Genomic DNA, 12,480 nt, shown 5'->3' on the forward strand with positions numbered 1-12,480 from the left:
GTCTGCCTATGCGCGGCTCGGAGAGTCCCTTGATCGACGTCGGCGCACTTCTGGAGAAGGTCGAGGCGGCCGCACCGATCGACTCGGTGCCCGCTGTGGCGGCCGCCCTCGGGGACATGGTCGGCGCCCGCGAGGTGAATCTGCTGATCGCCGACTTCAGCGGGCGGGCGCTCGTCCGCCTCACCTCCGCCGCACGGGTGGACGGCGCCCGTAGCCAGGGCAGGGACGAGCAGGCCGAGACGCTGCCCCTGGCGGGCACGCACTACGACCGGGTGCTGCGGACGCAGCAGCCCGACGTGCAGGCGCTCGACGACGGCGCGCGGATGACGGTTCCGGTCACCGACCGCGGCGACGCCATCGGTCTCCTCGAGCTGGTCCTCCCCCGGCACCCCTCCCCGGAGGAGGTCGCCGACATCAGCAGCGCCGCCCACGCCCTGTCCTACGTCGTCATCGCCGCCCGCCGGCACACCGACGTCTTCGAGTGGGGCCAGCGCTCGTCGCCCTTCGCCCTGGCGGCGGAGATCCAGCGGCGGCTGCTGCCGGCCTCCTACACGTGCGAGGCGGGCCAGTTCACCCTCGCGGGATGGCTCGAGCCGGCCAGCTCCGTGGGCGGCGACACCTTCGACTACACGCTGGACCGCGACTCCCTGCAGATCTCCATCACCGACGCCGTCGGCCACCAGGTGGCGGCAGCTCTGCTGGCGACGCTGCTCGTCGGCGGGCTTCGCAACGGCCGGCGGAAGGGCCTCGACCTCGGGGAGCAGGCCCGCTACGCCAACGACTCGCTCGCCGAGAACGCAGGCGCCGGCCAGTTCGTCACCGGCCAGCTGATGCGCGTCGACCTGCACGACGGGACCGCGGCGATCGTCAACGCGGGCCACCCGTTCCCGCTGCGGCTGCGGAAGGGGAAGGTCGAGGAGGTGCAGTTGCGCATCGAGGCGCCGTTCGGCGTCCTTCCCGGCAAGCGCTTCGACGTCCAGGAGTTCCCGCTGGAGCCGGGCGATCGGATCGTCCTGCTGACCGATGGCATGCAGGAGCGCAACGCGGTCAACCTCGACGTCGCCGACGCGCTCGCGAAGAGCGCCGACCTCCACCCTCGGGAGGTGGTCCACGAGCTCGGCGCGGCCGTCCTGGACGCCACCGGTGGCGACCTGCGCGACGACGCGACGATGGTCTGCCTCGACTGGTACGGCGGCCCCCCGCGCGGCCGCACGACCGCGTACGGAGCCGATCCCGAGCGCGCGTCGGGACCGGCCTGACCCCGGACGCCCGGACCGCCCCAGACGCGGGCCGGTACCGTTTGGCCACCATGCGCATCGACCGGGCCGGGTGGCCTTTCATCACCGGACCCTTGGCCCCTGCGGCCCTCCTCGCCATCGCCGGGCGCGCGAGCGGCCGCCGCTGGCCGCGGACGCTCGCCTGGCCGTTCCTGGGCCTCTCGGCCTACATGGCCCTCTTCTTCCGCGACCCCGACCGGCGCTGCGACACCACCCCACCGGCAGCCGACGAGGTCCTCTCCCCCGCCGACGGCGTGGTGATGGTGGCCGGGGAGCCGCAGGCCGGCGTCGCCCCCGAGGGCGACTGGCAGCAGGTCAGCGTCTTCCTGTCCGTCGTCGACGTGCACGTCAACCGGTCGCCCTACCGGGGCGAGGTCGTCGAGAGCTCCTACCGGAAGGGCAGCTTCCTCGCCGCCTACCGCAAGGAGTCCGCGCACCGGAACGAGCGCAGCGAGCTGTGGATGCGCGACGGTGACCGGACCGTCGTCTTCCGGCAGATCGTCGGCGTCCTCGCCCGGCGGATCGTGACCCGTACCGGTCCCGGTGACGAGCTGGCCACCGGGGAGCGTATGGGCCTGATGAAGTTCGGCTCCCGGATGGACGTGTTCCTGCCGCCCGAGTGCACGATCACCGTGACGAAGGGCCAGCGCGTGCGCGGCGGCGAGACCGTCATCGCCCGCTGGCCCGCGGCCGGCTGAGCCGGCCATGCCCTCGACCCGGCGCACGACCACCGAGTTCGTCCGCGGCTCCGTCCGCGGGAGCCGCCGGCGCGCCCTGGCGACGCTGCCCAGCCTCTTCACCCTCGGCAACATGTTCTGCGGGTTCTTCGCCATCCTGGTGTCGATCCGGGGGCAGTACAGCCTGGCCGCCGTCCTGATCGGGCTGTCGGTGGTCTTCGACATCACCGACGGCGCCGTGGCGCGTCTGGTGGGCGCGGTGACCCCCTTCGGCCTCCAGTTCGACTCCCTCGCCGACCTGGTCTCCTTCGGGCTCGCCCCGGCACTGCTGGCGTTCACCCTGTTCTCCCAGGGCCAGGACGAGTGGGACCCGCTGGGCTGGGTGGTGTGCTTCATCTGGGTGGCGTGCGCGGCGATCCGGCTGGCGCGCTTCAACACCACCATCGACCCGACCGCCGACAAGCGGTACTTCATCGGCATGCCCAGCCCCGGGGCCGCGGGCGTCGTCCTGGCGTCGGTCTTCGCGTTCGGCGACCAGATGCAGGGCCGCGACCGCCTGTGGGTGCTGCTCGTCGTCCTCGTGCCGGCGCTCCTGATGGTCACCAACATCCGGTTCCGCTCGTTCCGGTCGCTGGTCAGCCCCAAGAGCGGGCGGCCCTACGTGCTCATCGCGACCGCCGTCGTGCTGGTGATCGGCTTCGCGACGGTCCCGGTCGTCACCGGGATCCTCGTCGCCTACGGGTACCTGTTCGCACCGGTCCTCGTCCCGATCGTGGCGCCGCTGGCCCGCCTTCTCCCGGACCGCCTCAAGGAGGCCCTCTCATGACCGTGCGGCCCGTCCGGCCCGACGACGTCCCGGCGGTCGTCGGCCTCGTCCGGGAGCTGGCCGACTACGAGAAGGCGCTGCACGAGGCACGCCTCACCGAGGAGCAGCTCACCGGCGTCCTCTTCGGCGACGCCCCTGCCTTGTTCGGCCACGTCGCCACCGGTGAGGACGGCGAGATCGTCGGGATCGCGCTGTGGTTCCTGAACTTCTCCACCTGGCGCGGCACCCACGGCATCTACCTCGAGGACCTCTACGTCTCACCGCGGCACCGCGGCGCCGGCCTGGGCCGGGAGCTGCTGCGCACGCTGGCTGCGGTCTGCGCCGAGCGCGGCTACTCGCGGCTGGAGTGGTCGGTGCTCGACTGGAACACCCCGTCGATCGAGTTCTACAAGGCCGCCGGCGCCGTCCCGATGGACGGGTGGACCGTGTTCCGGCTGACCGACGACGCCCTGACCGACTTCGCCGAACCCCGGAGCGACCGATGACCACCGAGCGCACGCCGCCCGAGTGCTGGCTGACCGACATGGACGGCGTGCTCGTCCACGAGGAGAAGGCGCTCCCCGGCGCCGCGGAGTTCCTGGAGCGGCTGGTCGAGAAGCAGCGCCGGTTCCTCGTGCTCACCAACAACTCGATCTTCACCCCACGCGACCTGGCGGCCCGCCTCGCCCGCACCGGGCTGCACGTGCCCGAGGAGTCGATCTGGACCTCCGCCCTGGCGACGGCGGACTTCCTCTCGAGCCAGCTGCCCGGCGGGTCGGCCTACGTCATCGGCGAGGCGGGCATGACCACCGCGCTCCACGAGGTCGGCTACACCCTCACCGACACCGACCCCGACTACGTCGTCCTCGGGGAGACGCGCACGTACTCGTTCGAGGCGATCACCCGGGCCGTCCGGCTGATCGGGCGCGGGGCCCGGTTCATCGCGACCAACCCCGACGTAACCGGGCCGAGCCCGGAGGGGCCGCTCCCGGCCACCGGCTCCGTCGCCGCGATGATCACCCGCGCGACCGGCGCCGACCCCTACTTCGTCGGCAAGCCCAACCCGATGATGTTCCGCAGCGCCATGAACCGGATCGAGGCCCACTCCGAGTCGACGATCATGGTCGGCGACCGCATGGACACCGACGTCGTCGCCGGCATCGAGGCCGGCCTGGAGACGGTCCTCGTCCTGTCGGGGTCGACCGCCGCGTCCGACGTGTCGCGGTTCCCGTTCCGCCCCAGCCGGATCCTGGACTCGATCGCCGACGTCATCGACCTGATCTAGGGGTCGGGAGATGACCTGGGACGACGGCCTAGGAGTCGCGGACGAGAACCCTGGCCCGCGCGACCAGGAGGATGAGGCTGTCCGCCAGTTCAGTGGCGATGCGCAGTTCGTTTCGGAAAGCCCCGAGACAGCGGCGGACACTGTCGAGCAGCGGCGGGATCAGGTGAGCCTTCCCTGCCAGGTCCGTTCGTATGGCCTGATCAGCGCTCCAGATGTGGTGGATCAGCAGATACATCGGTTCGATCTGCAGCAGGACCATCTCCGGGTTGCGCTCGTACGTCGCCTCGACGACGCCCCCGAGCGGCGCTCTCACGTCCGCGAGGAGAGGAGTGGTGAGCTCCACCACCAACCGTTCGGTGATCACCGTGTCGGTGTGTTGGATCCAGCCCACGAATTCCATGGCCAGCAGGCGACAGGAATGAGCCCGCTGTGCCAGCTCCCTGTCGGCGGCAGATTCGAGACTCGCGAGGTCATCGACGAGCAACCGCGCCCACACAGGACGTCGCTTGCGCCCACCTTCATTGAGGTAACGCACGAAACCGAACCGCGTCCTGGAGAGCTGCACGAATTTGATGAGATCCTTTTCGTCGTCTGTTGCGCCTTGCATGTCTGAGCGCCGCTCACCGACGTCCAGGATTTCGTCCAGATCATCTGCAGCCTGCTGGAACTGGGCCGCCTCACCCTTGATCTTCTTGACGACGTCTTCCTGAGGTCCCGATCCCGTAGGGACGCGGTCCTCACCGAACACTGCGCCGCCCACGACCTCGAGACGGTCAAGGACGTACTGCGCCTGTTCCCGGCGAAGGCGGAATGTCACCACGTACGTGGTGAGGAACGTGATCGCGACCGCGATGAAGGCGTTCTGGACGACGTCCTGCCAGAAGTCGACCCAGTCCCATGTCGGGCCGACGAGTTGCTTGATAACCGCCGCAGAGACGGCGCCGACCGACGCGATCCCCAGCGTCACCGCCGGCGAATTCAAGATCGAACGAAGCAATCGGCGCAATACCGTCATGACGCCCCCGTGTCCCGGCCTGACAACCGGACACGAGGCTAGGACCGGCACGGTCACTTTGGACGGGTTGCATTCATCGACCTCATCCGAGGTCGGGCGCGTCAGCGGTCCAGGTAGGCGAGCCGCGCCTCCGGCGTGGCCAGGAGATAGAGCTCGGCGGCCACCAGCACCAGCACGGGCAGCCCGATCGCGGGCCGGCCGGCCTCGAACGCCGTCGTGTACGCCAGTGCCGCCAGGAGCAGTTGCAGCACGATGACGGGGCCGCGGGCCCAGCCGGCGACCCGCCACAGGCCGACCGCCGCGGTGGCGAGCAGCGCCGATCCGGCCCCGACGACCACGACCTCCGCGATCGCCCGGGACATGCTGTCGGCCGCGCTGGTCACGACCAGGTAGAGCAGCAGCACCGCCCCCACCCCGATCGCCGCCGCCTCGACGGCCACGACGACCGCGGCCCAGCGGAGCGTGCGCGGAGCCTCCGGGCGCGAACGCTCGACGCGCGCTGCGGACGACGCGGCGGCGGCGCCGAGCAGGCGGTCGGAGCGCCGGCGGGGCGGCTGCAGCGGCACTCCCGCGGGCTCGGTCACGGGCACGAGATTACGCGGGAGGCCGGGAGCCAAGGCCCTTCCTCCCCGGATTCCGGCCCTCGCGTGGTTAGCCTGGCGGGCATGCGTGCGCTCGTGGTGGTCAATCCTGCGGCGACGAGCACCACCGCCAAGATGCGCGACGTGCTGGTCGGGGCCCTGGCCAGCGAGCTCAAGCTCGACGTCGCCGAGACCACGCACCGCGGTCACGGCCGCGAGCTCGGCGCCCAGGCGGCGGCGGAAGGCATCGATCTCGTGGTGTCCGTCGGCGGCGACGGCACCGTGAACGAGGTCGTCAACGGCCTGCTCGAGAAGGGCCCGTCGCCGCACCTGCCGATGCTGGCCGTCGTCCCCGGGGGATCGACGAACGTCTTCTCGCGGGCGCTGGGCCGCTCGCGCGATCCGGTGGAGGCGACGGCCGAGATCATCTCCTCCGTCCGCGCCGGGCGCACCCGCCTGGTGTCCCTCGGGACGGCGAGCGCGTTCGGCACCGACGAGGCCGGCGGGGGCTGGACGGAGCCGCGCTGGTTCGTCTTCGCCGCCGGCCTGGGCTTCGACGCCGAGGTCATCGCCCGCGTGGAGGCGCAGCGCGCCGAGGGACGGCGGTCCACCGGCTCGCTGTACGTCCGGGAGGCCACCACCGCCTTCCTGCTGGGCCGCGAGCGCCGTCGTCCGGCGATGACCCTGCAGGTGCCCGGGGAGGCGCCGGTCGAGGACCTGTTCCTCTGCCTCGTCTCCAACGTCAGCCCCTGGACCTATCTGGGCGCCCGGCCGGTCAACCCCTCGCCCGAGGCGTCCTTCGACGCCGGCCTGGACGTGTTCGCGATGAGCCGGATGGGCCCGATCCGGATGCTGCGGACGCTCCGCCGGACGCTCGCCCGCGACCCCGGCACCTGGGGCCGCGGAGTGCACCGGAGGCACGACCTCGAGGAGCTGTCGCTCACCGCCACCCGTCCCCAGGGCTGGCAGGTCGACGGCGACCACCTCGGCACCGCGACGGGCCTGCGCGTTCGCCACGTGCCGGCCGCTCTCCGGGTCGTCGCCTGATCCGTCCCACCGCGCGCACTCACGCACGGTGCCGAGCGCTTGTCAACGTTCGGGACGGCGTGTGGTTCCGTCGAGTGGCGGGCCTAGCACGTGCATGGTGAGCTTGCTCACGGGGGGTCGAACGACGGCCTCGATCTGCTTGACAGGCGTCCTTCACGTGAAAACATCGCTGGAGAACGCAACTTGCCGGTAACAAAGCAAGTAGTCGCTGAGTCAAAGCGCTGGGCAACCGGTGTCGGCCCTGCACGCGGTCCGAGGCCGGCGACTGAAGTACCGAAACCGTAGACGACACCGAGGAGAACACCGCCATGGACTGGCGCCACCGCGCGCTCTGCCGGGACGAGGACCCCGAGCTGTTCTTCCCGATTGGGACGACCGGCCCGGCTGTCGTGCAGATCGAGCAGGCGAAGGCTGTCTGCCGTCGCTGCCCGGTAGTGCAGTCGTGCCTGGACTGGGCCCTTCGCTCGGGCCAGGACTCCGGCGTATGGGGTGGGCTCTCCGAGGACGAACGACGCGCGCTCAAGCGCCGCCAGTCTCGTACCCGGGTGCACACCGCCTGACCGGAGCACGACCGCACACCGCACGACCCGCGCCACCGCAACACTGACCGCCTCGAGGCCGGTCCGGGTTCTCCCGGACCGGCCTCGGCGCTGTGCTCTGTGATTTGTCGTCCTACCGGACGACACCGCGGCCAATTGCCGTCCCCCGGCGCCGTGGAGCCGGGTCGTCGCTCGATCGCGGGGGAGCCTCCGGCCCCCCACTCCTCACGACATTCCCTGGTCACCTCTAGCGGCACCCTCCGGGCCCCACTCCTCACGACAGCCGGTCAACCCTTCACCGCTGTCGCGGTCACCTGCGGGGTAGGCCTGCGCCGGGGAGGACGAGGACGACCTCGGTGCCGGAGTGCTCCGCGGGAGCGCCCATCGAGAGGCTGCCGCCGAGCTCGCTGGTGACCAGGGTGCGCACGATCTGCAACCCCAGCCCGTCGCTGCCGGCGAGGTCGAAGCCCTCGGGCAGGCCCTGACCGTTGTCCCGCACCCGGACCACGAGGTCGTCACCGGTCCGGTCCGCGACGAGCTCGATGATCCCTGGCTCACCGTCGGGGAAGGCGTGTTCGGCGGCGTTGTGCAGCAACTCGGTGACCGCCAGGACGAGCGGGGTCGCCGCGGCCGCGGGCAGCTCCCCGAAGGACCCGGTTCGCTGGGTCCGGGCGGCCGGCCCGACAGAGGCGAGGTCGCCCAGCATCGGCAGCACCTGGTCGAGGACGTCGTCCACGTCGACGACGTCCTCACGGCTGCCGGCCAGCGTCTCGTGCACGACCGCGATCGAGGACACCCGGCGCACCGACTCCTCCAGCGCCGCGCGGGCCGCGGGCTCGGTCATGCGCCGGGCCTGGAGGCGCAACAGCGCCGCCACCGTCTGCAGGTTGTTCTTCACCCGGTGGTGGATCTCCCGGATCGTGGCGTCCTTCGTGAGCAGCGCCCGGTCGCGCCGCCGGACGTCGGTGACGTCGCGGACCAGGACGAGCGCGCCGGCCTCCCCACCGGGGGCGTGCAGGGGAAGAGCGCGGACCAGCATCGTGGCCGTGCGCCCCTCGACGTCCATGGGGTCGGGGAACCGCCCGGCGACGGCCGCCGCGATTCCCGCGGCGGCGGCCTCCCCCGCGACCCGGTCGGCCGCGGCGGCACGGGTGAGGGTGGTCAGCTCCGCGCCGGCGAGGTCGCGGTCGACGCCGATCCGCCGGTAGGCCGACAGCGCGTTGGGGCTGGCGTAGGTGACCCGGCCGGACCCGTCCAGCCGCACCAGACCGTCACCGACCCGCGGGCTCATCTCGGCGTCCTGCGGCTTCTGCGGGGGGAAGGTGCCGGCCGAGACCATGAGGCAGAGGTCGGCGGCGATGTCGAGGTAGGTCAGTTCCAGCGTCGAGGGCGACCGGGTGACCGCCAGGTTGGTGTCCTTGGCCAGGACCGCGACGACGACGCCGTTGTGCCCGACCGGGATGACCTCGCGTCGCCGCGGAGCGGCGCCGGACCAATCCGGCTCCCCCTCGGTCACCGGACGGCCCTCCCGGTGGGCGACGACGAACGGCTCGGCGACGGCGCCGCCCACCTCGGCCCCCACCAGATCCTCCGGCCGGCTCGTCGGGGCCGTCAGCGGCCGCACCTGGGCCACGCACCACCACGCGCCGCCCGGCAACGGCACCCACAGGGTGAGGTCGGCGAACGCGAGGTCGGCCAGCAGCTGCCAGTCGGCGACCAGCCGCCGGGCGTGCTCGACCTGCGAGGGACTGGACGCCGAACCACGGGTGAGGCGATCGGAGAGGCTCGTCATGGTGGTCCGAGCCTAGAAGAAGGGCCCCCTGCCCCCCTCCGCTCGCACGCTCGCGGCGGGGCCCTGCAGGGGGCCGAACTAGGCTGCTGGCGTGGTCCAGCCCGCCGGTTCGTCGTCCCTCGTCGTGGAATCCGCCCGGCCGGAGGACTTCCCCCGCATCGCCGACCTCACCGTCGGCGTGTACGTCGGCGGCGGACTCGCAGAGCCCCACTACGCCGAGGAGCTGGCCGACGTCGCCGGCCGGGCCGGGCGGTCGGAGCTGATGGTGATCCGTGACGGCGGCGGCACCGTCGTCGGCAGCGTCGCCCTGGTGCTCCGCGGCGACTTCGGCAACATCACGACGTCCGAGGACGAGGCCGCGTTCCGGATGCTGGTCGTCGATCCGGCCGTGCAGGGACGCGGCGTCGGTGAACTGCTCGTCACCACCTGCCTGGACCGGGCCCGAGCGGCCGGCAAGCACCGGATGGTCATCTCCACCGACCCGAGGATGTCCGCCGCGCAGCGGCTCTACGAGCGGCTGGGCTTCGCCCGGCTGACCGAGCGCGACTGGTCGCCGGTGCCCGGGGTCGACCTGATGGTCTACGTGCGCGAGCTCTGAATCAGCCGGGGACGACGGTGGCGATGAGGTCGCCCTCCTGGAGCACCTCGCCCTCGACCACGTGCATGTCCTGCACGATGCCGGAGTGCTCGGTCAGCACCGGGATCTCCATCTTCATCGACTCGAGGATCACCAGCGTGTCGCCGGCGGCGACCTGCGCGCCCGGCTCGACGAGGACCTTCCAGACGCTGGAGACCATCTCCGCGTGGATCTCCTCGACCGCCACCGGGCCTCCTCTGCGTCGAACCGTCATGCTCGGAGAGTCATCCAAGCACGGCGGTCACTCGCTCGGGACCCTGCTGCCGGCGGCCAGTCGCCCCAGGACGGCACACACCTCGCCGCCGTCGTGCGGCACGCCGACGTCGGGCAGCGCGGACAGGACGTCGGAGACGGCGCGGGCCGCGGTGGCGGTGTCCGGGCCTGCCGCGCTGACGGTGGCCAGGAGCGCGTCGTACCAGCCGTCGATCCGGTCACCGGGCTCGTAGCCGCTGACCGCGACCACGTCGACGTCGGGAGCCGGAGCCGGTAGGCGGCCCGTTCCGGGCAGTCGGCCGCTCACGCGGCCCGGGGTCCCCGCAGGGAGACCGGCCCGCAGCTGGGCGACGACGGCTGCGCGCGCGGCATGCCCCCCAGGCGCGGAGGTCTCACCGGCCGCACTGCGCAGCGCCAGTTCGACGGCGTCGACGCCGTGCGCCCGCTCGAGGACGGCCATGTCGAGGGAGAACCCCGCCGCGACCTCGGCGAACGCGCCGTCGGGCGCGATGCCGACTGTCACCAGGCCGCGCCACCCCACCTCCGCCAGGCGCCGCCCCGCACCCGGCAGTTCCGCGTCCCCGTCGGGTGCCCAGTCCTCCGGCGTCCAGGACACCCGGGCGATGCCGGCCGCACGGTCACGGGTCACCGGCGTCGGTAACCGCAGCCCCTCGGCGGTCACCCAGCCCAGCAGGCCGCGCTCGCTGGCCGGCTCGACGCCGTCACCACCGAGCCGTTCGAGCACCTCGGCGTCCGGCGCCACCCACCGCAGCCCCGCCGCGACGACGGCCGTGGCCAGTCGCGCGTTCCCGGCGAGCGCAGGAGGCACGGGCAGGACGGCGGCGACGCCGCTGCGGCGGGCGGCCTCGACGATCCGGTCCACCGCGAGATAGGACTCGCTCGCGGGCGCCGGGCCCAGCAACACGGCGTCGTCGGCCAGCCGGACGTGCCGGGCGGAGCGCTCGGCCTCGGAGTGGACGGCGACCGCCTTCACGCCCAGCCGGCTGCAGGCGGTGATGACGGCGCAGGCCGCCGGACCGCGGCCCGCCACCAGCACGCTCTCGATACCCGGCAGTGCCATGGCTGTGCCCTCCTGCGTTCCCCCGTCCGGCGCCACCACGCTGTGCGGAGAACCGGAGCGCCCCGTGAGAGGCTTACCGGGTCAGCTTGGCGGTCCCGGCGACGGCGCGCACATTACGTGTGCCCGGTCCACGGCCCGCGAGGACCAGGGCCGGCTCCCACGAGCACAGCGGCCCACCGCAACGTCGAGAGGAGGGCAGCGATGTCCAAGCGCGGACGCAAGCGTCGCTCTCGCAAGAAGAGCGGCGCCAACCACGGCAAGCGGCCCAACGCCTGAGAAGCGACGAGCGCCCCACCTCCGCGACTGCAGGGGTGGGGCGCTTCGTCGTTCGGGTCCTTGTTCTAGGCCGGGCCCTCGGACTCGACGCTCACGCGCTCGACGCTGATCTGGGTGCCGTCCTCCTCGAACGAGACCGTGGTCAGCTGGACCTTGATCCGCTCGCGCAGCCCGGACGGGGTGGGGTCTCCCCCGCAGCGCCGACGGACCAGCGCCTTGAACTCCTGCTCGATCCCGAACTCGCGCAGGCACGGCGAGCAGTCCTCGAGGTGCTCGGCGATGACGGCGCGGCGGGCGTCGTCCGTCTCGTGGTCGAGGAACTCGAACACGTGGGAGAGGACGTCGTCGCAGGACGTGATCTCGATCGGCTCGCCTGCGCCCTGAACGTCGTCGGTCATGACTGGCTCGCCTCCTCACCGGCTCCGGCGCGGACGAAACCGCGCTCACGGGCGTAGTCGGCCAACAGCTTCTGCAGTCCCCGCCGGCCGCGGTGCAGCCGGGACATCACCGTGCCGATGGGCGTGCCCATGATCTCGGCGATCTCCTTGTAGGCGAAGCCCTCGACGTCGGCGAGGTACACCGCCAGCCGGAAGTCCTCCGGCAGCTGCTGGAGGGCCTCCTTGATGTCGGAGTCGGGCAGGTGGTCCAGCGCCTCGATCTCGGCCGAGCGCAGACCGCTGGAGCTGTGCTCCTCCGCGGCGTAGAGCTGCCAGTCCTGCACCTGATCGGTGGGGTACTGCTGCGGCTGCCGCTGCTTCTTGCGGTAGCTGTTGATGTAGGTGTTGGTCAGGATCCGGTACAGCCACGCCTTGAGGTTGGTGCCCTCGGCGAACTGGTGGAAGGCCGAGTAGGCCTTCACGAACGTCTCCTGGACCAGGTCCTCGGCGTCGGCCGGGTTGCGGGTCATCCGCAGCGCGGCCGGATAGAGCTGGTCGAGAAACGGAAGCGCATCGCGCTCGAAGCGCGCGTCCCGCTCGGCGCGGGTCTCGGCGACCTCGGTGCGGCTGCCGCCCTCGCGCGCCTCGGGAACGTCGACAGGGGCACCGATCGGGGTGCTCACAACGCTGGGTTCGGGCGTCTGGTCCGCGGTCTGCTCAGGCACCGACCGTCCTCTCTGGGGCCCTCTGACGCGGGGCACCGCATCGGTCGATCCTAGCCGCGCTACGTCGGGACGGCCGGGGGGCCGCCGGTGCACGGCCCTCGTGCGGGCGCTGGAGAGGGTGCTGCTCACGGCTGGTCCAACCGCGGGCGGGCG

At 72.1% G+C, this 12,480-nt stretch carries 15 protein-coding genes; 8 read left to right on the forward strand and 7 right to left on the reverse strand.

The features are described from left to right. The first annotated feature begins 8 nt into the window (after positions 1 to 8). The 5 genes from E4P38_RS08590 to E4P38_RS08610 are packed head-to-tail and all read left to right on the forward strand — an operon-like array spanning position 9 to position 4,044. Positions 9 to 1,259 carry a PP2C family protein-serine/threonine phosphatase gene (locus E4P38_RS08590; RefSeq protein WP_135131351.1) on the forward strand — a complete coding sequence of 417 codons (1,251 nt, stop codon included), beginning with the start codon at positions 9 to 11 and terminating at the stop codon, positions 1,257 to 1,259. A gap of 50 nt (positions 1,260 to 1,309) precedes the next feature. After that, positions 1,310 to 1,975: a phosphatidylserine decarboxylase gene (locus E4P38_RS08595; protein WP_135131352.1), complete on the forward strand. Its 666-nt coding sequence runs from the start codon at positions 1,310 to 1,312 to the stop codon at positions 1,973 to 1,975. Positions 1,976 to 1,982: 7 nt separating this feature from the next. Beyond that, positions 1,983 to 2,780, forward strand: a complete 798-nt coding sequence (gene pssA / locus E4P38_RS08600; RefSeq protein WP_135131353.1) for a CDP-diacylglycerol--serine O-phosphatidyltransferase — start codon at positions 1,983 to 1,985, stop codon at positions 2,778 to 2,780. Next, entirely contained in the window at positions 2,777 to 3,265 is a 489-nt protein-coding gene (locus E4P38_RS08605) for a GNAT family N-acetyltransferase (protein ID WP_135131354.1), read from the forward strand. Before pssA ends, E4P38_RS08605 begins: the two co-directional genes overlap by 4 nt. Next, the gene (locus tag E4P38_RS08610) at positions 3,262 to 4,044 is read left to right on the forward strand and encodes an HAD-IIA family hydrolase (RefSeq protein WP_135131355.1); all 783 of its coding nucleotides are present in this window, start codon (positions 3,262 to 3,264) and stop codon (positions 4,042 to 4,044) included. The genes E4P38_RS08605 and E4P38_RS08610 overlap by 4 nt, the downstream gene beginning before the upstream one ends. A gap of 28 nt (positions 4,045 to 4,072) precedes the next feature. On the opposite strand, the gene E4P38_RS08615 is transcribed toward E4P38_RS08610, so the two are convergent. Next, positions 4,073 to 5,059: a hypothetical protein gene (locus tag E4P38_RS08615; RefSeq protein WP_135131356.1), complete on the reverse strand. Its 987-nt coding sequence runs from the start codon at positions 5,057 to 5,059 to the stop codon at positions 4,073 to 4,075. A gap of 101 nt (positions 5,060 to 5,160) precedes the next feature. Continuing rightward, positions 5,161 to 5,643, reverse strand: a complete 483-nt coding sequence (locus tag E4P38_RS08620) for a hypothetical protein (RefSeq protein WP_245160897.1) — start codon at positions 5,641 to 5,643, stop codon at positions 5,161 to 5,163. An 81-nt stretch (positions 5,644 to 5,724) separates the two neighbouring features. On the opposite strand from E4P38_RS08620, the gene E4P38_RS08625 reads away from it, so the two are divergent. Next, positions 5,725 to 6,687, forward strand: coding sequence for a diacylglycerol kinase family protein (locus tag E4P38_RS08625; protein WP_135131357.1), 963 nt, complete (start codon positions 5,725 to 5,727; stop codon positions 6,685 to 6,687). A 308-nt stretch (positions 6,688 to 6,995) separates the two neighbouring features. Further along, a complete protein-coding gene (locus tag E4P38_RS08630) occupies positions 6,996 to 7,247 on the forward strand; it encodes a WhiB family transcriptional regulator (protein ID WP_135131358.1) in 252 nt (83 codons plus the stop codon). A gap of 289 nt (positions 7,248 to 7,536) precedes the next feature. Here E4P38_RS08630 and E4P38_RS08635 read toward each other — a convergent pair whose 3' ends face one another. After that, entirely contained in the window at positions 7,537 to 9,018 is a 1,482-nt protein-coding gene (locus E4P38_RS08635) for a PAS domain-containing sensor histidine kinase (RefSeq protein ID WP_135131359.1), read from the reverse strand. A 91-nt stretch (positions 9,019 to 9,109) separates the two neighbouring features. On the opposite strand from E4P38_RS08635, the gene E4P38_RS08640 reads away from it, so the two are divergent. Beyond that, on the forward strand, positions 9,110 to 9,616 hold the full coding sequence (locus E4P38_RS08640; protein WP_135131360.1) for a GNAT family N-acetyltransferase: 507 nt from the start codon (positions 9,110 to 9,112) through the stop codon (positions 9,614 to 9,616). Position 9,617: 1 nt separating this feature from the next. On the opposite strand, the gene E4P38_RS08645 is transcribed toward E4P38_RS08640, so the two are convergent. The 4 genes from E4P38_RS08645 to E4P38_RS08660 all read right to left on the reverse strand — a co-directional run bounded on the left by E4P38_RS08645 (position 9,618) and on the right by E4P38_RS08660 (position 12,327). Continuing rightward, positions 9,618 to 9,842, reverse strand: a complete 225-nt coding sequence (locus E4P38_RS08645) for a biotin/lipoyl-binding carrier protein (RefSeq protein WP_209309007.1) — start codon at positions 9,840 to 9,842, stop codon at positions 9,618 to 9,620. Between the two features lie 54 nt (positions 9,843 to 9,896). Continuing rightward, positions 9,897 to 10,949 (reverse strand): biotin carboxylase N-terminal domain-containing protein, encoded by a 1,053-nt coding sequence (locus tag E4P38_RS08650; RefSeq protein WP_135131362.1) that lies wholly within the window; start codon positions 10,947 to 10,949, stop codon positions 9,897 to 9,899. A 341-nt stretch (positions 10,950 to 11,290) separates the two neighbouring features. Beyond that, the gene (gene rsrA, locus E4P38_RS08655) at positions 11,291 to 11,623 is read right to left on the reverse strand and encodes a mycothiol system anti-sigma-R factor (RefSeq protein ID WP_135131363.1); all 333 of its coding nucleotides are present in this window, start codon (positions 11,621 to 11,623) and stop codon (positions 11,291 to 11,293) included. Further along, entirely contained in the window at positions 11,620 to 12,327 is a 708-nt protein-coding gene (locus tag E4P38_RS08660; protein ID WP_135131364.1) for a sigma-70 family RNA polymerase sigma factor, read from the reverse strand. The genes rsrA and E4P38_RS08660 overlap by 4 nt, the downstream gene beginning before the upstream one ends. Between the last annotated feature and the right edge of the window lie 153 nt (positions 12,328 to 12,480).

Source organism: Blastococcus sp. CT_GayMR16 (assembly GCF_004570875.1).
Lineage (GTDB): Bacteria > Actinomycetota > Actinomycetes > Mycobacteriales > Geodermatophilaceae > Blastococcus_B.